The organism is Leeuwenhoekiella sp. ZYFB001, from assembly GCF_011784865.1.
Classification (GTDB): domain Bacteria; phylum Bacteroidota; class Bacteroidia; order Flavobacteriales; family Flavobacteriaceae; genus Leeuwenhoekiella; species Leeuwenhoekiella palythoae.
Genome location: NZ_CP050460.1, coordinates 2206623 through 2226528, shown reverse-complemented (window position 1 = coordinate 2226528; position 19906 = coordinate 2206623). Strand labels below are relative to the sequence as shown.

Below are 19906 nucleotides of genomic sequence, written 5' to 3'. Positions count from 1 at the left end.
AAAATAACGCATTATGAACTATTTTATGAATATGAAATTTATGTATGCTGCATTACTGAGTTGCATAATTTTTACAAGTTGTGAAGACGATTATCTTGATATAACACCTACAGATCGTGTTTCTGACGCAGCAATACTCGCAGACTCCACACTTTTTGAGGCCTATGTAATCAACCGCTATTTAGGTGTGCGCCTCACGAATAAAGAGGGAGATGGCAGTGTTCCCGGTTTTGGTCGAAGCTTTGAATACGCGCTATGGAGCTCTTTAACGGATGAATCTGTATACAATAACGATGATAATACATGGGTTATTCAACAAGGTCAATTATCACCAGAAAACCTGGGTATAGCAGGTACTTTTTGGGGTAGGAGCTATAGAAGCATAAGAGAAGTCAATTACGCACTGGCTAATCTTGACCAAGTAGAAATGAGCGAAAGCCATAAAGCGCGCATAGAAGCAGAACTACATTTTATACGGGCCTATCGCTATCATGATTTGATTAGAAATTATGGTAGAGTCGTACTCGTGGGCGATAATGTGTCTCAGTTAGGTGAAGATTTTACAGATCCAGCTTTGTTTGAAAAAAGCGCTATTCAGGAAGGGATTGCTTATGCAGTAAGCGAATTAGATCGTGCTATAACAGGTTTGCCTGAACAGAACAGTGCTAATTGGTTATTGGGTAGAGCGACTAAAGGAGCGGCAATGGCGCTTAAGTCTAGATTATTGCTTTATGGAGCTAGCCCCTTATATACAGGAGGTAGTTCTGACACACAGAAGTGGCAGGCTGCTGCTGCGGCGGCTCAGGAAGTTATGGATTTAGATATGTATCAATTATATGAAGATTATGGAGACCTTTTTCTATCAACAGGTAGTAACAGTGAAATAATTTTTGCACGATATTATAACCTTAATCAATTACACACACATCTAGAAATCGCCAATGGACCTAATGGTTATGGGGGTTGGGGAGGTAATGTACCGCTTCAAAATCTAGTTGATGATTATGAGATGGTAGATGGTGACGAATTTGATTGGGATAACGCTGAGCACGCTGCTCAACCTTATGAAAATCGAGATCCACGTTTTTACGAAACCATATTATATGACGGAGCGCAATATAGAGGAAGAGCAGTGGAAACATTTGTAGGCGCAGAGGGAGTTACGGGTGGTCTTGATAGTCCTGATGGCCCTTCTAACTGGAATACCAGTAAATCAGGCTACTATCTCAAAAAGTTTATTGACGAGCAATTGCCTATACAAAATCCTTGGGGAGCAGCAGGCTTACAAAATTGGATCTACTTGAGATACGGTGAAATCCTATTGAACTATGCTGAAGCACAAAATGAAGCAGTGGGGCCTGACCAAAGCGTTTATGAAGCGGTTAACACCATACGCCAACGTGCACAAATGCCTCCGTTACAGACCGGATTGTCACAAGATGCTATGAGAGAAGCAATTCGTCACGAAAGAAGGATTGAATTAGCTTTTGAAGAACATCGTTATTATGATGTACGAAGATGGCTTATTGCAGATGAGGTGGAAAATGAACCGGCACAAGGGATTACAATTACAAAAAATCAGGACGGCACACTATCTTATGAGATCAAAACAGCTTTGGATGGTAAAAGTTTTAGTGAACAACATTACTGGTTACCCATACCAAGATCTGAGATCTTAGCCTCAGATAATAACCTAGAACAAAACCCTGGGTACAATTAATCTTTGTATACACTTTGATAAAAACTGCCGATGAAATATACTCATCGGCAGTTTTTTTGTATACCAATCCTAATACCATGAAGGTATTTATCGATTTATAGCAGCTTCAAACCTATAGATAACATTTCATTGTTTCTATCTAAAAGCTTAACATAAGTCTGTGCTTTAAGAGGTACTTGTTTTTAGATGTGGTTAATCGTTAATTTTGGTAGGGTATTCATCGATGAACTAAATGGCATAGTTGTGATTGATTACTATATTTTTTTCGCGTCGTACAGGATAGGACAATCCTTTGTGATGATCGTGATTCACTAACTTATATTAGTATTGAGCATGAGCTACCGCAATTAACCCATCCTTTTTTTTAATTAGACCAAGCGCTTTGATACACCAGTTTATCTATTTTTCCTAATGCTGAATTGTTTGTTCTTTTCATGAATTACATCTTTCTTGAAGCCCCTAGATTTGGCGTGTATCAAAATAATAACTTTTTTGACCGTGTACACATCATAGTAGGTATAGCTGTCTAAGTGCGTTAGTTTGCACTTTATTTAGATGAACTATGTGAGTTAACTAATTATTTAATTTTTTTTTGCTTATTGTAGTGCGTTGAAGGAAGCTATGCAACGCAAACTCATTTCATTCAATTCGTTTTTTCTTTAATAAGAGTCTTGTCAACTAATAGTCAAAGTTATATCTAACCGGTTTTTGGTTTGAAGTATTCTTTGGTCTACTAATTTTTTTGGCTATTCAAGAATTATAAGTTCAAGTTTACCGGGATCTGGCAATTTACCTGAAGGTTTGCTGTCATTATTTGCTGTTGAGGTTTCCCAGCGAAGGAGGTATTTGCCTACCGTATTTAGATGTACTTTTATTGGTTTGTTGCCGAAGTCAGATCTTTGGCTTTGAGTCAGTTCTTCAGGAAGAGGAGCTTTCCATTTTTTTTTGGACACAGGCTTTAAGGTTTTAGCATCAACTATAATTTGCTGCAGGCCATATTTTTTATGCTTTACTACTACACTCAAATTACCATTTTTAAGACGTTGCATGTTTATTAGTTGCACATCAAAATCTATAGACCCCCATCCTGAGAATTTAAATCGATGTTCCCAATTTGTGATTTGTTGTTCCTTCCAATGTTTGCTGCCATCAGACCTATAAAGATAAAGTTGAGTGTTTCCTTCCGCATCATATTTCATATTACACAGCACAATTTGATTTTTTTCATCTAAAGCGTGCGCTTGCACTCCGTTAAGCATTCCTGATCCTTTAATGGGTGAGGAGTCTACTTTTAGTAATTGATTTTCAAAGGTCATTGGGCTGTCGACTGTTGTTCCTGCAACATTTTCCCAATGTTTTAAATCTTTGCTACGAGCGTATGAAAAATCGTGATTAGTAGAGCAATCCGGACTTTGGCGCCATACCCAATATAGATGGTAATAACCGTCATCTTCATAAAAAGGTCCAGACATATAGGCATTCTTTTTGCCTTTGCCATCAATAAGCGGTTTTTCTAAAAAGCGCTCCCATTCCTTTTTATTAGGATTCCACTTGTTATATAGCTCATAGCCATTGCCGCTGCCTCCGTTTCTGTAATGAAATAGAAGTTCTCCGGTATTGGTTTTGAGAAAATGAGGGTAGGTAACGCTATGCTCATCGTTTCCAGTCATAAAATGAATGGGTTTTAAGCTGGTGGCATCTTCTGGATATTCAGAGCGCCAATAGCGTAGTTGATCATTATGCATGTTGCCACTTACATGAATATAACCCTCATTATCCACGATCAGAGTTGTGTAATTGTGACTATCCCACCCAATTTTTGAATGTAGTATGGTTTTTTTAAATAGACTATCTGTAAGCGATCTGTAAGCTATAGAAAAGTTTTTATCAGCATCGTAATAGGCAATATAGTGCTTATGTGCTGTTATCACCTGTGAGAATCCAACCGGAAAGCTGGCTTCAATTTTATCAACCTCTATACGCTGCTTGATTTTTAAAGCAGCCTCTTGACCTAGAAGCACTGCAGTTTGGCAAGCCAATACAAGGAAAATATTTATCTTGATTAGGGTACTATACATAGGAAACTACTTTAATTCAATTTTAAAACCGACTGCAGTATTGAAGGGCATTTTTTGTGGGCAGGTAATGGTTAAAAAATCTGCACTTTGATTCCATTGTAACTGGCCTTGATGTCCTAAAAGGGTAATGGTCTTTATCTTAGCATTGTTTTTGTTCAGACCTAGAGACTTAAACTTAAGCGTTTCGCCGGGTTGTGGGACCGTCATAACCCAAGCATACACGTGACCATCTTTGCCTTTGGTAAAACGTATATCCTGTGTTGAGAATTGATGCTCGGCTTGCCGCTTACCTATTTTTCCTCCGGGAAGCACATTGAGTCTCTCATTAGCTCCTTCACCCAAAACCTTCCAGGCAGCACTTCCATAAATGCCTTGACCATTGATACGCATCCAGGTGCCGATATCTTTTAGCATTTGCGTACTGCCTTGATCAAGAGAACCGTCAGGAAGCAGCGATACGCAAATACCTACATTACCATCACGTGCAACTTCTTCTAATAAATAGCGTATAACGGCGTCTGCACTGTAAGTAAAATCTGGGCCGTAAAACCAATCTCCTACAGGTGTCTCCGCAATCCAATCTTGATCTGTTTTAATGTCCTCAGGAATGCCTCCTTCTTGCGTATTCACCGTGCCATTGGTTTTATCTCTAAATTTGACAATACTAAACACATCAACTTCGCCCCGTCTTTGCAAGGTTTTATTGTAAAAATCGGCAATTACGTGCTGCATGGCATTTGATTTAAAACCAGTTCCTGTACCAAAGCCACTAAATGGCTGTTGATCTGTCCCATCCGTATAAATAAAATCCGGTTGATATTTATCTACTGCGTCCATCATACGAGCAGCCCACCACTGACTATACCATGTACTATATGCTAGGTGATTTTTAAAAATGCCTGCCGGTGGAGGCGACCATCGTGAGTTGGCAGCATCTGCCACTCCCTTATATTCTCTTAAATTAACCCCATAAAGCAATCTGGGATCGTAGCCCTCCCACCAGGTGCCCTTACCATCCTTTAGTGTAAGATTACCGTCATAGGGAACTCCTTTTTTAGGCCCTTTAGTATCACTTTGAAACGCAGTTTGCCACCACCACCAAGAGTATTCGTGATGAAAGGTAATACCAAATCTCATGTCTGCTTCTCGTGCAGCTTTTTCCCATTCGCCCAAAAGATCGCGTTTAGGCCCTATATTGGTTGCATTCCATGGTTGATATTTAGAATCCCACATATCGAATTGATCGTGATGTACCCCTTGAATAATTAAAAATTTTATTCCGGCTTCTTTATATGTTTCAACTAGGCTTTTGGGATCAAGCTTTTTTGGATTCCAGCTATTTAGAACGTCTTTATAGCCAATTTTAGAAGGATGCCCATAGTGGGTGAGATGATTTTTGTACGCCTCTGTTCCCTCGGTGTATAAACGTCGTGCATACCAATCTCCACTCTGCCCCGCAGATTGAGGTCCAAAATGAACCCAAATCCCCAGTTTAGCATCTCTAAGCCATTGAGGTGTACCGGGATAATTATCTTCAATGGATTGCCAAGTGGGCTTATAAGGTCCTTTTGTTATAGGAATATCAATATTAACCTCTTTGAAGGTATCTGCACCCTCAAGAGATATCGAATTTTCTTCAGCCAAGTGTTCAATATCTGGAATAGGCGGAAGTTTGTAGTTTAGCCCGTCATCTTGATGTTGGGTTTTGTTACAAGCAGTTATGAGGATTAAAGACAAAATTAAGCCTAATTTGATTTTTTGTAAGGGCTCTAGATACAGTAAATTCATAGGTATTTATTTGGTTGGTAAAGGTATCTGTAGATTAGTAGATTTTAATTTACACACAGTCAGCTATTATTCTATCATAGCCGCCAAAAGAGTTTAGAACTTGTAAGGCTTGCTTGATCGTTACTTTTTATAACTGCGTTTTGGGCTTGCACTGAGGTTGTTACCACGGCACAGGGGTAAATCGAAAAAGCTCTTTATTAGTGTTTGTAAGTAAAATAGTGAAAAAAATTAAGCGCACTTTGTATTTGCATTTTACGATAGACGTATTAAATAATCGGTTGTGTAAGTTATGATTTTCTTACTTTTTATAAGCACGGTATCAGCATTTTTAGGTAACGGAGATCATGCGTTTTTTCAAATTAATTTGTAAGCGCATCATGAATTAAGGGTAATGCAATTTTTAATAAATATTATTTTTATCAGAGAAGTTCTATTTTCGCCAAACTAAGAAGGTATATATGTCAAAGAAATCAATTACCATTTACGATATAGCGAAAAAATTAAATTATTCTACGTCTACTATTTCTAGGGCATTGCGCGATCATCATTCTATCGGGAAAAAAACTGCAGAGAAAATCGAATTGTAAGTACAACATTTTAAAATGTGCTAATCCCTGTAAGCTTTTGGTTACAGGGATTTTTTATAGGTGCTATTCAAGGATCGAATTTCGTAAGGTTGAAGTTATAGTAAAAGATTACATACACGCGATACCATTTCTAAAATTCATTAGGACAGGCGGCGTGAGGTTTTTGTACGAACTTATTACGTCATTTTGATATGTTTTCTTTCAAATCACGTTCTGTTCATTTTCTTTACTAGTACTAATTCGACTAGCATTTTCACATAGCACAACAGGTGCATTCCTCTCCCTGCGGTCGTCGTATGCAGAAAAGAAACGACGCCCTCGCTTAGGAATTTTTTGCCTTGTCAGGCAAAAACCGTCTTGTCAGCTCCGCGTCGCTACCGCTCCTGTCCTTCGGAGCTTCCTTCATCTATACTGAACCGAGGGAGGTTTAGTTTCGTTTAACCCTTCGGGTATGAATGTGTGTAACGCTTATGAATAAGAGCTGTCAAGCTGAACTCGTTTCAGCATCTCATCAGCTAGGCTTCTCGACTGCGCTCGAAGTGACATTAGCGTTGTGTTTTGTATTATAAAAAGCAAACTCAAAACAATAAACCCTAAACAGAAAACTGCCCACTGGCACTGACTACTGAACTCTGCATTTCGTATTTCTACTTTTGTATTTTACATTTTATCAAACCCTTCTAGTATGAGTAAAAATTGTTTTTAAAAACAATCAGTCATTTCGACGACTTCCGATAGCTATCAGGAAGATCACACAGGTTGCTCACTCCCTTCTTTTGCGGGAGAAGGGTTGGGGATGAGGGCTTTTAACGAGGCGCACACCAGATGTGATTTCTCCCGATGGTCTAAATGACTGTACTGCTCATAAACACGCGATACCATTCCTAATATTCATTGGAACAGGCAGCGTGAGAACGCCTTAGAATAATAAATCACGAATTATGAATAGCGCAATTGCCCATTGCGAACTGCCGCTGCTGACTGCAAAAAGCTTCTCTCCCGAAAGCTTTCGGGATGCGCTCGAAGTGACAGCTCGTAGCTTATTTATATCTCGTACTTCTGACTTTGTACTTTCAATAGTCTTTGCTCTTTATTCTTTTATCTAGAACCTAACATCTCAAGTCTATCAAACTGCAAACTGCAAACTGCCCACTGCAAACTGCAGACTGATCTCTGTATTTCGTACTTCTGACTTTGTACTTTAATGCGGAATAATAAATCAGAAATCCAAAACAATGGCAAACCGCCCACTGAGACTGCCTACTGATACTGCTGACTGAATCTCGTATTTCTTCTATTAAAAATCCGTTTGGGGAAGGTCTAGCTTGTAGGTGGCTGCGGCGTTGCTGTAAAAGATTTTTTTCAAGACGGGTTGCGGCAGGTTCAAACCTTTAAAGCTTCCGGTGAATTCAGGAGCTTCCATAATATGGTCTGTGGCAAAGAACTCCCAGTGATACTGCCAAAGTTGTTCTAGTTTGGCGGCAATAGCTTCCGCAGAGGTACTTCCGTCATCAATAACATCGGTTCCATAAATGATGCGATCCTGATAGTCTATAAAAAACTGCCGGACTTTTTCCCAATCCTGCATTGCTTGCAGCTGTACGTGGCAAATGCGTTCGGCAAGATCTGTTTTTGTGTTGGGAAACCGGTCGAGCCGCTTAGCGACCTCGTCGAGATCATATTCCATACTAAACAAATGCAAGCCTACATAGTTCAACTTTGGATAGCGTTCTAACACCCGGTCCCGTGCGGCCATATGCGTTTCGTAAGATGGGTAGTGCTTGTTTTTAAACATATGGTATTCGGGATGCGCAGCAAAATAGTTCCGGTCAGAAGCGACAGTCATTTCTTCCAGCGGTAACCAGCAATTACGCGGTTCGCCTTGATGGTTGATCAATAAAATCCCGGCATCGCTTAAGTATTGGAAAATGGGATCAAAACGCGTGTCATCAAGCAAAACAAAATTTCCTTGCGCATCTTTCAGGTTTTCATCCATCCCAATATTCTTCCAGATCTTAACGCCCTTGGCACCGGCGGCAATTCCCGCTTTAATTTGACTCATTGCGTGAGGAAGCCAGCGGGGGGTATTCCAATATTGAGTATCAAAGGAGGTGATAAAAAACGAACGCTGCGCACTTTTGTTTAGGGTAGTGATCATCTCTTGTTGCGCTTGGAGGTCAATAAAGAAAGGAATATCAGTATTGATGGAAACGAAATACGCATCGTACTGCGCTGCCAGTTGAAGCTTAGCCTGCGTATTGGTATTAAGATGAACGTGAGCATCGATAAAAGGGCGTAACATAGGTTGAGGTTTAGCAGGGTTTTGTAGGACCGAAGGAATGTTTTAATTTAACAAAGATACGAGTAGCAATGAAGCATGCTCCAATGTCAAACTAAAATCTATGAATTCCAGAAGAACGTTTATCAAAGGAACTGCGGTGGTTGGAGCCGGAATAAGCCTTGCACCGCATTTGGTTTTTCCACTAAATGCAAAGCCTTTGGCCGAAAAATTAAAACTTGGTTTCATCGGGGTTGGTTTAAGAGGAACCAATCACTTAAACAACGCAATGCGACGTACCGATACGGAGATCACTGCGATTTGCGACATTGATCCGCAGCGGATTGAGATCGCGTTAGATCTAATCGATAAACAGGGGAGAAAGAAGCCCTTGGTTTTTGGCAAGCACGAAGAAGATTATTTAAACCTTTTGGATTCAAAAGAAGTAGATGCAGTAATCATTGCTACGCCGTGGTTGTGGCATACCAAGATGGCCGTGGCGGCGATGAAGGCCGGGGTATATGCCGGCTTGGAAGTTTCGGCATCACAAACCATCGAGGAGTGCTGGGATCTGGTAAATACCCACGAGGCGACCGGCACGCATATGATGTTTTTGGAGAATGTGAATTTTCGCAGAGATGTGATGGCCGTGCTCAATATGGTAAAACAACAGGTTTTTGGTGAAATGATTCACTACCGTTGTGGCTATCAACACGACCTTAGAGAAGTGAAGTTTAATGATGGGAAACAACCCTATGGCGGTGGTGTAGAATTTGGTGAAAAAGGAATCTCTGAAGCAAAATGGCGCACCAAACATTCGGTGTATCGCAACGGGGATACCTATCCTACACACGGAGTGGGACCTATCGCGGCAATGGCAGACATTAATCGGGGTAATCGTTTTGTGAGTATGACCGCCAGTGCTACCAAAGCTGTAGGCCTGCACAATCATATTGTAGCCCAAGCTGGTGCAGCGCATCCTAATGCCAAGGTCAAATTCAAGCAAGGCGATGTGATCACGTCTACCATAGCTTGTGCTAACGGGGAAACCATCATTGTGACCCACGACACCAATTTGCCCAGACCTTATTCGTTAGGGTTTAGGGTGCAAGGGGCAAATGGATTATGGGAAAAGGATGGCGACCGAATCTACATCGAAGGCAAATCTGAGCCGCACCGCTGGGATGATGCACAAGAGTGGTTGACCCAATACGATCATCCGGTCTGGAAAAAGTATGAAGCAGAAGCCACCGGAGCCGGTCACGGCGGGATGGATTATTTTGTGATGAAAGCCTTTGTAGAGTCAGCACTCGCTAATGTAGCTCCACCTATTGATGCTTACGACGCAGCAGCTTGGAGTGCGATCACGCCACTTTCTGAAGCCTCGATTGCCAATAATGGCGAACCGCAAGAATTCCCCGATTTTACACGAGGGCAGTGGGTTGCAAGAAGTCCGTACAACTGGATGAAAGCGGAGTATAGGGAGTGATAGGAAAAAGCTGTTTATGAAGTTGGCAAGCTAATTTCACCTTACCGAATTAGCCTCAGTCGTGCATATATAGCGGCCTGCCTTTATGTCTAGATATTTAGTAAGAAGGCACAAATCTTAATACAGGGTTAAATCTTTTCTTATTTCTAAACGATTGGTTAGTTTTGTGCAGTAGTAAAGGGAAATGGCTAGACTAAAACAATATAACGAAGAAGATGTGCTTTTTAAAGCAATGAATCTGTTTTGGAAGAATGGGTTTGAGGCAACTTCAGTTAAGATGCTTGAATCTGAGCTCGGTATCAATAAATTTTCGATCTATTCTAGTTTCGGAAGTAAAAATGGACTTTTTTTAAGTAGTTTAAAGTGTTATAAAAAAGAACTGTTTAAGCTGTTAAAGCCCCTAGCAACTGATGGGGTAGGAGCTTCAGCCATTAAAAACTACTTTTATGATTTTATCGAGTTTTCAAAGGAGAAAGAATTTGGAAAAGGTTGCTTAATTACGAATACCGCGAATGAAATGAATGCGGATACAGCCTTAGATATTAAGAACTATATCAACTCGTTTACAATGGATGTTAAACAAGTTTTTATCGAGGTATTGAACCGAGATGAGCAGATAAAGACAGAGCATATTCCTGAAAAGGCAGATTATTTATTATTAGCGATGTTCGGGCTTTCTTCTGCGAGTAAAATGTTTAATAGAAGCCAATTGGAAAATTTTATCGAATATACATTTAAAACTATATAACTATTTTTTTAACCTATTTCTAAACGGTCGTTTAGAAATAAAATTTAATTTTATAACTATGAATAAGAAAGAAAACACAGCTAGCTTAGAAATCTTTGATATCAACACTGCTAGTGAAAAAAGTAAAACATTGCTTCAAAAATCTAAAGATGCTTACGGGTACATTCCTAATTTACACGGTGTTTTAGCCGGGTCACCTAATCTTTTAGAAGCCTATCAAAATCTGCACGAATTGTTTGCCAATTCCTCGTTTAATAAAGAAGAACTCACGGTAGTATGGCAAACGATAAATGTGGAGCACGAGTGTCATTATTGTGTACCGGCGCATACAGGAATAGCTAAGACTATGAAGGTAGACGATGCTATTATCAATGCGCTAAGAGACCAATCAGAATTACCAACAAAGAAGTTGCAGGTATTGCACAACACCACGTTAGCCCTTACGCGTAATCGCGGCTATATTTCTGAAGAAGAATTGTATGCGTTTTATGAAGAAGGTTATACGCAACGCAATCTTTTAGATATCATTTTAGGTTTGTCTCAAAAGGTTATTAGTAACTATACTAATCATATCGCTGAAACGCCCTTAGATGATGCTTTTCAAAAATTTAGCTGGTCTAAATAATAGTACAGATCATAAAAGCACAGCCAAATAGTATAATACCATTGTGGTATTTACTTTGAAAATCCTTGATTGAAAAATCAGGGATTTTTCAATTTAAGAATTCGTGCGCTTTGTCCATCAGGTTTTTACTACCACAGTAAAACGGAACACGCTGGTGTAATTCTTTAGGTATTATATCCATTATTCTTTTAGATCCGGACTGGGGACGTTTTATTTTCAAAAGGTAGCAACGCAAAACAATCTTGATTTTTGTAATAACATACTGAATATCAAATCGTTTATCAATGCCTTTAGTATTGATTTTTACTATGTTCAGTGTAGTTATCGGTTATGCCCCAGTCAGGTCTTGGTTACTTTGAAGTTTAGTTTATAGCACAATTAGACTTGCTTTATACGCCCCAAGAGACATAAAAAATCCTGCTCAGATAAACCTGGCAGGATTTTTAACGTTTTCTGTGGAGTCGGGCGGGCTAGCCTTACTTCATCGCAGGAACTCCAGTCTAGCAAGTATAACTGCCTGTCCTTGCAGTCCAAATGACTTAAAACAAAAAGCCCATTCAAATTAATTTGAATGGGCTTCTCTTGTTTTAATCCATAACACAGTTATGGTTGATCGTGGAGTCGGGCGGGTTCGAACCGCCGTCCAAACAGGCAACTCAATAGCTTTCTACACGTTTATTTGCCAATTGGTTTTCGTGCAACAGCCGGTCGGCAACTACCAACTGCTACCTTATTCTCGATTAAGTTTCACCTACTCATCAAGCCCCTGAGCAGGCTATGTTTACTTTTTCGGTACCTCTTGATGAAACGCCGTAAACCAAGGCTTTTCAGAGGCATCATGGTCTCACACCTTGTGTGAGATTAAGATAACCGTACTATAATTCGGGTTATGCAGCCATGGCGTAGTTATTCTCGCCGTTTAAAAAGTGTGAAACCTGAGATTTACGAGCTATGTCCCAGCGCTCGACGTGCTTACTACTCAATTAGACCCGCTGTCAAAACCAAATCGACCCCATTGCTAGTAATCCTCAAAATTTGAGGGCTGCAAAGTTACTATTTTTTATTGATTTGCGCATCATCATTAAGTGCCTTTACACTAATGTCTGGTTTGCCATAGACATTGATAACTGCTTTATCTTGAGCAAAAACAGAAAGACTTTCTTCGGCACTAACAGCAGCAGTAGAACGATCGCTTAACGTCGCTGAAGCATTCTTACTATCAAAGTCATCTCCCTTATAATCTGCTTTTCCGGTTAGGGCAAGATTTAAACTAGACGTTTTACCACGTGGATTAAATTCTGCCGAACCACCCATAGTTACTTGAGCAGATTGCGCAGTGAATTTCCCTCTAAGATCAGTGCGATCACTCATTTTAACCTCGAGTTGCTCGGTACGGATATTCAATTGTCCTTTAGCGTTTTCTCTTAAATTGATTTGAGATTTCGTCGTAGTTAGGTTTACATCAATTTCTGATGAAGATGCCGCAGTGACTGTAAACTCAGGAACTTCGATCTGCCCCGGAGTTTCAAGATCGCTATCATTTTTTAGGATGACATGCTTCGGGTTTTGCAGTTTTAAATATACCGAAAGCGCTTTGGCACTGGTCACTTCCATATTGGTGCTAATACGCAACACACTATCAGTCACTTTAAAATCAACCACACTTACCAGATTGCGGTCTGTGGTTAGAATATAATCGTTGCTTTGTGCCTGGACCAATTCCACCTGAATTTCATCATCTATTTCAATGGTATTGATTCCCGTTTGCAGTGTTCCGTTTACAGAAATCACATCGCGATCTCCTTTAATTTTAGATTTGTTTGCTCCACAAGAGCTTAAGATCAGGGCGCATACAACACCCAAACCAACTAGTTTTTTCATAAAAATTCTTTTGTGAGAATATACCTCAAATTGCGCGCAAGATTAGCCAATGTCTTATTAAAGCTTTGCTAAGGACCTATTAAAGTTCAATTAAAATAGGTTGATGATTCTCTTTGTAAAATTGTATTTTACACCAAATATTACTTTTATGGCTCCTCTAAAATTTGCTTTATTACGAGAACGTAAAACCCCGCCAGATCGTCGTGCGGTACTTTCGCCGATAGCCATGTCTAAGGCGCAAGAAGCTTTCCCCAAAGCGTCCTTCATCGTCGAAGCTTCACCAATACGGGTTTTTCCTGATGTGGCTTATGAGAAAGCAGAATTTGAGGTTAAAGAAGATATTTCTGAAGCCGATGTGATGTTGGGCGTTAAAGAGGTGCCTATTGAAGCGTTGATCCCCAATAAGAAGTATTTTTTCTTCAGTCATACGATTAAAAAACAACCCTACAACCGCGACTTACTCAAAGCGGTTTTAGAGAAAAATATCGAACTCTACGATCACGAGGTGATTACCCGAAAAAGTGGACTGCGCCTGATAGGTTTTGGTCGATATGCCGGGCTCGTTGGTGCTTATAATGCGTTTAGAGCATATGGTAAAAGGCACAAAACATTTGATTTACCACCCGCCAACACGCTTACCGATGTTAGCGCGTTGATTGCACAGCTAAAGAAAATTGAGCTTCCTGCGATTAAAATCTGCCTTTCCGGAAGTGGTAAAGTTGCTGGTGGCGCACAGGAAATTCTGGAAGCTATGGGCATTAAAAAAGTGACCATTGAGGAGTATCTTACTAAAGAATTTAAAAAACCGGTGTATTGTAAAATCGGGGTGATGGATTACGCAAAGCGGAAGGATGGCGTAAAAGGCAGCCTTGCACAATTCATCAAAGATCCTACAGGTTACGAGACCAACTTTTTGCGTTTTGCTAAAGTGAGTCAGATGTTTATCGCCGGGCATTTTTATGGTGATGGTGCGCCGTACTTATTCACCCGAGAAGAAGCCAAGTCCGAAGATTTTAACATCGAGGTTATCGCTGATATTTCGTGCGACATCGATGGTCCCGTGGCTTCTACTTTACGCGCTTCTACGATTGCAGATCCTTTTTATGGCTACGATCCGCAAACGGAGAAAGAAGTCGCTTTTGATGCTCCGGGAGCAATTACCGTGATGGCGGTTGATAATCTGCCGTGTGAGTTGCCTAAAGATGCCAGTGAAGGTTTTGGCGAACTCTTTATAGAACGGGTATTACCTGCATTTTTTAATGACGATAAAGACGGGATTCTCTACCGTGCACGAATGACCAAAGATGGTAAACTCACCAAACGCTTTAGTTATTTGCAGGATTATGTAGACGGGAAAGAATAGCGCTTATGCAGCACTACTTCTGTGATCCCGGCGCATGTGATTCCGAGTAGGTACATCAGTAAATCTAACCACGAGAACTGACTGCCTAAAACTAAGATTGCAAGCTGTTTATATTCCTGCGGAAAAAATCTTGTCAGGTCTATGAGTTGCAATAGTTCTATCACAAAAGCGATGGCAAGCGTGAGTACTAATCCCGTTTTTACGGAAGGTTTCAGGGTGCTCATCAATAAGCAATACAACAGGATCACAACCAGCAGATCGCCGAGATACGCCCGGATAAAGCCGGTTTTTAAGTAGGTCGCGATGGCGATTTCCACCCCTAAGAGAAAAAGAAAAATCAAGAAATAGATTCCGCGTTTAGGCATAGTTCAAGAGGTATACGATTTGGTTAGTAGCCCATTTTGTTGCCACATTTTAAATAGGAAAAAACTGAAGTTTAAAAATATTCCAAACCCTAGAGTGAATAGCCATACAGATTTGTTTTCAATAGGATTGATAAGATAGTGACCCATGGTGCTGAAAAGATCCAGCGGATTGGTGATCAGATCCCAAGAGTTGAAACGAACCACCCGCCCCAGATAAATCCCGAAACCGCATAAGATCAAAACGCCTATGGTGAAAATGTTCAGTCTAGCTTCAGCTATTTCGGGTTTAAAAAGTTTACGCACTTCTATCAAAGATTGAAAGCCAAAATACAGACTTAAAAGCGCAAATGCAGCAATGGTGATTCCGTCATAAATAAACCAATTTAACGGACTGTAAGACAAATGAATTACGTCGGTAATCACATACGGTGCGTTCGGAAGAAAAAGCAGCCAAAGCACAAGTAAAGCATATTTTATAACTGAGTTGATGTGTGATCTCTTATGCTGCATATACCACGTGATCCCTAACGGAACAAAAGCAAGGAATAGATTCCATATCAAAAAGAGGCCAAAGAAATCATGTGTTGCTTTAATACGAAAAACCAGCAGGCAAAGACAAAGCAGTAAGGCACCAAAAAGGTATTTGAGCGTATCGTATTTAGTAATAATAAAGTCTTTCATAAGAGTTATTTAAGGAGAAGAAACAGGAGGGTTTCCGTTGTTTTTGTTTTGATCAAATTCGGTAATACAGGCTTTTAGCGGTTTACCTTGATTGTGAATGCAGTTGCAAAAGTCAAAGCTTGCTGCATTTTTTTCGAGCGCTTCCGGGAGGCGTGTTATGCAATCATTGTACGAATTGCGCGGCATAATTTCATAGATTCGGTTAGTGCTTAGCAGTGTCAAAATGGCGATCAACAGTACTATTCCCGCAAAAAGGAACGGGAATTTTTTACTGATCACCGGATTTTTAAAAGCAGCAATTCCGGGAGTGAATTGTAGCGGTTGTTCTGAAGCAAGCCTGCTATGTTCAGAAATTTCACGTACATCAAGTGGCGGGGTATAGCGCAGTGTTTTGGACTGAAAAGGCAAAATAAATTTTAAGCGCTCGTAATTGTATAGCAGAATGTACAAGTTCGCCAAGACCATTAAAGTTGAAGTAAACAACGACCCTTCAAAACGTACCGCCCACGACAACACCCAAATATTGAGGATGATGGGGAAGTAGAGCAACCCGCCTAAAAGTACGGTACGTGGAATGATTAACAGTATTCCCGCTATAATCTGAATAACTCCAATAAACGGATAGTAAAAGCCGGTATGGTGCAAGGCTTCCAAGTACGCGCCCATAGGATGTTTTATTGAAAGTCCGCTTGCAAAACGCTCGTCAATGATCTTAACGTAACCGGCGAGAATAAAGCCTAATGCCAAAGTACATCTGCAAAACAAATAGAACAGCGCGTGCCAAAAGTTTCGGCGCACGTGAATGTAAAAACGGGTAAAATAGCTTTTCATACTTCCGCGTAATTAGTAAGCGCAGCAACTTCCGGTAGGAGCCGCTGCGCCCAGGTTTGCTCTAAATTAGGAATTCCAATCAATTTTTCTGGAGGTAAACATCACCAGAGCAAGAATGGTAAACAGTCCTAGACTGCCTACTAACAGTGCATATTGTTCAAGTTGAATGATCACATAGATAAAACCATAAAGTAGCGTCAGCGCTGACGCGATAAACAGTGCAAATTTTAAATGTTTTAGAATACTATAGGTGTAAAGCGAAATGAGCACGATCACCATACTTCCCGAAATAAGGTAGGCGGTGAGGAAATTACTGTGTTCGGTCAGGGCAATAAGTAAGGTATAAAAGAGAACCAGCGCGATCCCGATCATTAAATACTGAAATGGGTGAATACCTATTTTACTCAAGGTTTGAATCATAAAGAAGATCAGAAAGGTCAAGCCAATGACCAGAAAACCATACTTGGCCGTACGCTCACTTTTTTGATAATGATCAACAGGGATCATAAAATTCACACCAAAAGCATAAGCGGTAAGATTGGGCAGCGTATTGAAAAACTGTTGCGAAAAAGGTCTATTGATGTCTAGAACATTCCATTTAGCATTAAAACCTTCTGCCGTAAATTTATCAGTGTTATGGGGTAAAAAATCGCCTATGAAACTGGCTGTTTTCCAAGTAGAAGTTATTGTTGCTGAGGTACTTTTTCCTATGGGAACAAAGCGAATTTGCTCGCTTCCGTTAATTTTTAAGTCCATTTGAAACGGAATTTTTCCTTCTTGCGGAACATCTTTTGTTTTGAGAAAAGCACTTTGCACCAAATGCAGCGGAACTTCATCAAGCGTTGTATGCGCAGCAGCACTATCATATTGCGAAACAAAATCATAGGCACTAGTTCCCATCTTAATTTTTACGGCTTCTAAAACACCTTTTAGGTTCGAAGTTTTAAGAATGATTCGGGCGTTCTCCCACTCAATATCTTCCGGTTGCACACCGGCTTCTGTAAAATCAGGCATACTAAAAGTACCTTTAAGAGCGGCAGTGGCACTAAACACAGTAGTTTTATAAATACTGCGGTTACGTACTTCAGGATTCACAGCACTCTTAATGTCTAAGGTTTCTGGAAAGAAATAGGCGTAATTGGTTTGGGTAACGGTTTCGGTAGTGAGGGTTTGTGTCTCGGTGTTTTTAATCGCTTTTTCGGTATAGGATTTATACGGAATTTTAAGAATAGGCCCATACACCAGGAGTTCTTCGCCCCATTTGTCATTGATCTCAGCGATGACCTCTTGTTGACGTCGGGCGCGCTCTTGTATCAATTCTTGTACAAATACAAGCGGAATGATAAGGACTAAAGTTAGAAATCCAACCATCGCCATACGGGCTGTGATCGAAGTTTTGATCCACTGAACAATTTTGTTTGAAGGTGTTTCCTGATGTTGCATAACTTTTGATTAAAGTACTTTGAAATTCAAAGTTGATTGATAAATAAAAAAGGTTAGGGATTGATTAATTTTTCTAAAGCTTCTATATGTTTTGAAAATGCCTCGCGGCCTGCAGCTGTCGTACTGTAGCGTGTATTGGGTTTTCGGTTAATGAATGATTTTTCGACTTTGATATATGCTTCTTTTTCTAGCGCCTTAGTATGGCTGGCGATGTTACCGTCAGTAGCACCCAGCAATTCTTTCAACATATTAAAATCGGCATATTCATTCACCATTAGAATGCTCATGATGCCTAATCGCACCCGATGATCAAAAGCTTTATTAATATGTTGAATGATATTTTTCAAGGCTGAAGCGCTTCTTTAAAAATTGAATTGATTTAAATCAAAAGGCGTCTGTTTCGTTTACTTATCGTATTTGTTGTAAAGTATGATTCCGTAAATGATATGAAAAATTCCGAAGCCAAGCGCCCAAAAGTAAATACCGAAACCTATAAACTGCGTGGCCACTAGACCGATCAATAGATTGGCTAATCCCAGATATTTAATGTCTCCTACGGTAAATTTACTGGCATTTAGTAGCGCGAGACCGTAAAAAATGAGTGTAGTAGGAGCAACCAAACCTATAAATTCATATTGCAACAATACTAAGGAGAATAAACCACCTGCCACTAGTGGAACAGCAAAATTAAACAACAATCGCTTAGAAACCGGATTCCATAACTGCTCGTTGCGTTTTTTTGCTTTTTTAATTGTGAGAAAAGCTCCTGTCAAAAGGGCTAAGGCCAGCGTAAGCAGTGCTGCCAGCATAAGGTCACCAATCGCATCATAACTCAGTAAAAACCGACCGATGGCTTTGCCCGCATTGGAGTTCGCGGTATACGCACTTACTTCAGCAATTCTAAAATGGGCATAGATTGCTGCCACCAGAGCATAGATTCCGGCGAGGATTCCTGAGAGACCGCTTAGCGACATAAAACGAGAAGAACGGCTCATCATCGTTTTGATCTCAGAGATATCATTTAAATAGTCACGATCTTTCATATAAAGTACTTTGAAATGCAAAGTAAATGTATTTTTTCAGATTACGCAATAAAAAACCTCTTGGATTCAAGAGGTTTTTTGGAGTTGCAAAACCATTTATTGAGCGGGGTTTCTCTAAAATCAAAGTCTATTTTACCACCAGAAGCGGACAGCTGAGGTGTTCGTCAAACAGTTCTTCGGTTAGACTGCCAATGAGTAGTGACGAGATATTATTACTGCCTTTATCAGATAGAATCAGCAAATCTGGTTTTTGCTTTTGAAGCTCTATTTGAAATTTATCTCCAACACTTTTATCTTTTGCAAAAAGCAACTGACTATGGTCTGGAGCAGGGGAGGTAGACTTTTTAAAGAATTTAGTAGACTTCTGCTCAAGGTGCTTTTCAATCTTTTTTACCGCATCCTCACTGCTCACGTAAGGCGAAAACTGCATCGGTACGTGGTAGATGTGCACAGCACTTAGTTGTGTAGACGGTTGGTGACGTAAATTTTCAGCAAATGTAAACGACTTTTTAGAAGGATTGGAGAAATCAGTACCTACCCACAATTTATCTAAAGTCAGTGGCGCCGCTTCAGGAACACTCAGAATGCTGCATTTTAACAAGCGAAGCAGTTTTGAGGTGACGACGCCCGTTCCTTCTTTTGCCGGTTTATTGCCCACAATAGTCAGGTCTATCTGGTATTTATTAACGATATAATGAATAAGCGATTCTGTGTTAGAATCTTCAGAGATCAACACTTCCCAGCTCATACTGCCGGTAAAGCGTTCTTCAATTTTATCATTCAGCTCATCACCGATGAGTTGGTCAAGATTAAGTTTGCTCAACTCTTCTTCAAAAAGGGCTGAGATTTCATATTTCTTGATATTATGAACGAAATAGACGTGCTCTGCGTTAAGTTTTTCGGCTAAAAACGCACTGTATTCAATAAGGTGATTGTCTAGTGCTGAAAGGTCTAGAGCGACCAGAATGTTCTTAATACGATCCATA

Annotated in this window: 17 protein-coding genes, 1 other RNA gene and 1 pseudogene; 6 read left to right on the top strand and 13 right to left on the bottom strand. The window is 40.1% G+C overall.

What is annotated here, in order from left to right:
- Positions 1-13: 13 nt before the first annotated feature.
- The gene (locus HCN54_RS09690) at positions 14-1720 is read left to right on the top strand and encodes a RagB/SusD family nutrient uptake outer membrane protein (RefSeq protein WP_205881680.1); all 1707 of its coding nucleotides are present in this window, start codon (positions 14-16) and stop codon (positions 1718-1720) included.
- Between the two features lie 746 nt (positions 1721-2466).
- Here HCN54_RS09690 and HCN54_RS09685 read toward each other — a convergent pair.
- Both HCN54_RS09685 and HCN54_RS09680 read right to left on the bottom strand, forming a co-directional pair.
- Positions 2467-3798, bottom strand: coding sequence for a BNR repeat-containing protein (locus HCN54_RS09685; protein ID WP_167597621.1), 1332 nt, complete (start codon positions 3796-3798; stop codon positions 2467-2469).
- A 6-nt stretch (positions 3799-3804) separates the two neighbouring features.
- Positions 3805-5586, bottom strand: a complete 1782-nt coding sequence (locus HCN54_RS09680; RefSeq protein ID WP_167597620.1) for an alpha-L-fucosidase — start codon at positions 5584-5586, stop codon at positions 3805-3807.
- A gap of 458 nt (positions 5587-6044) precedes the next feature.
- On the opposite strand from HCN54_RS09680, the gene HCN54_RS17625 reads away from it, so the two are divergent.
- Positions 6045-6173: a LacI family DNA-binding transcriptional regulator gene (locus HCN54_RS17625; protein WP_167597619.1), complete on the top strand. Its 129-nt coding sequence runs from the start codon at positions 6045-6047 to the stop codon at positions 6171-6173.
- Between the two features lie 1297 nt (positions 6174-7470).
- On the opposite strand, the gene HCN54_RS09670 is transcribed toward HCN54_RS17625, so the two are convergent.
- A complete protein-coding gene (locus HCN54_RS09670) occupies positions 7471-8475 on the bottom strand; it encodes an amidohydrolase family protein (protein WP_167597618.1) in 1005 nt (334 codons plus the stop codon).
- 100 nt (positions 8476-8575) lie between these two features.
- Here HCN54_RS09670 and HCN54_RS09665 point away from each other — a divergent pair, with 100 nt between their 5' ends.
- The 3 genes from HCN54_RS09665 (at position 8576) to HCN54_RS09655 (ending at position 11313) form a co-directional block, all read left to right on the top strand.
- The gene (locus HCN54_RS09665; RefSeq protein WP_167597617.1) at positions 8576-9940 is read left to right on the top strand and encodes a Gfo/Idh/MocA family oxidoreductase; all 1365 of its coding nucleotides are present in this window, start codon (positions 8576-8578) and stop codon (positions 9938-9940) included.
- Positions 9941-10124: 184 nt separating this feature from the next.
- The gene (locus HCN54_RS09660) at positions 10125-10688 is read left to right on the top strand and encodes a TetR/AcrR family transcriptional regulator (protein WP_167597616.1); all 564 of its coding nucleotides are present in this window, start codon (positions 10125-10127) and stop codon (positions 10686-10688) included.
- Positions 10689-10746: 58 nt separating this feature from the next.
- Positions 10747-11313, top strand: coding sequence for a carboxymuconolactone decarboxylase family protein (locus tag HCN54_RS09655; RefSeq protein WP_167597615.1), 567 nt, complete (start codon positions 10747-10749; stop codon positions 11311-11313).
- An 88-nt stretch (positions 11314-11401) separates the two neighbouring features.
- Here HCN54_RS09655 and HCN54_RS17620 read toward each other — a convergent pair.
- The 3 genes and pseudogenes from HCN54_RS17620 to HCN54_RS09645 all read right to left on the bottom strand — a co-directional run.
- Positions 11402-11509, bottom strand: a pseudogene (locus HCN54_RS17620) (fructose-bisphosphatase class I); the annotation flags it as partial.
- 417 nt (positions 11510-11926) lie between these two features.
- Positions 11927-12327: a transfer-messenger RNA gene (gene ssrA / locus HCN54_RS09650) on the bottom strand.
- Between the two features lie 39 nt (positions 12328-12366).
- Positions 12367-13194, bottom strand: a complete 828-nt coding sequence (locus tag HCN54_RS09645; RefSeq protein ID WP_167597614.1) for a GIN domain-containing protein — start codon at positions 13192-13194, stop codon at positions 12367-12369.
- Between the two features lie 148 nt (positions 13195-13342).
- On the opposite strand from HCN54_RS09645, the gene HCN54_RS09640 reads away from it, so the two are divergent.
- Positions 13343-14557, top strand: a complete 1215-nt coding sequence (locus HCN54_RS09640) for an NAD(P)-dependent oxidoreductase (RefSeq protein WP_167597613.1) — start codon at positions 13343-13345, stop codon at positions 14555-14557.
- Here HCN54_RS09640 and HCN54_RS09635 read toward each other — a convergent pair.
- The 7 genes from HCN54_RS09635 to HCN54_RS09605 form a co-directional block, all read right to left on the bottom strand.
- The gene (locus HCN54_RS09635) at positions 14536-14922 is read right to left on the bottom strand and encodes a DUF2809 domain-containing protein (protein WP_167597612.1); all 387 of its coding nucleotides are present in this window, start codon (positions 14920-14922) and stop codon (positions 14536-14538) included. The genes HCN54_RS09640 and HCN54_RS09635 overlap by 22 nt on opposite strands.
- Positions 14923-14925: 3 nt before the next feature.
- Positions 14926-15603: a DUF1361 domain-containing protein gene (locus HCN54_RS09630; protein ID WP_167597611.1), complete on the bottom strand. Its 678-nt coding sequence runs from the start codon at positions 15601-15603 to the stop codon at positions 14926-14928.
- A 9-nt stretch (positions 15604-15612) separates the two neighbouring features.
- A complete protein-coding gene (locus tag HCN54_RS09625) occupies positions 15613-16434 on the bottom strand; it encodes a DoxX family protein (RefSeq protein WP_167597610.1) in 822 nt (273 codons plus the stop codon).
- 66 nt (positions 16435-16500) lie between these two features.
- The gene (gene creD, locus HCN54_RS09620; RefSeq protein WP_167597609.1) at positions 16501-17877 is read right to left on the bottom strand and encodes a cell envelope integrity protein CreD; all 1377 of its coding nucleotides are present in this window, start codon (positions 17875-17877) and stop codon (positions 16501-16503) included.
- 53 nt (positions 17878-17930) lie between these two features.
- A complete protein-coding gene (locus HCN54_RS09615; RefSeq protein ID WP_167597608.1) occupies positions 17931-18224 on the bottom strand; it encodes a winged helix-turn-helix domain-containing protein in 294 nt (97 codons plus the stop codon).
- Positions 18225-18281: 57 nt separating this feature from the next.
- The gene (locus tag HCN54_RS09610; protein WP_167597607.1) at positions 18282-18920 is read right to left on the bottom strand and encodes a hypothetical protein; all 639 of its coding nucleotides are present in this window, start codon (positions 18918-18920) and stop codon (positions 18282-18284) included.
- 127 nt (positions 18921-19047) lie between these two features.
- The gene (locus HCN54_RS09605; protein WP_167597606.1) at positions 19048-19905 is read right to left on the bottom strand and encodes a universal stress protein; all 858 of its coding nucleotides are present in this window, start codon (positions 19903-19905) and stop codon (positions 19048-19050) included.
- Position 19906: the final 1 nt, after the last annotated feature.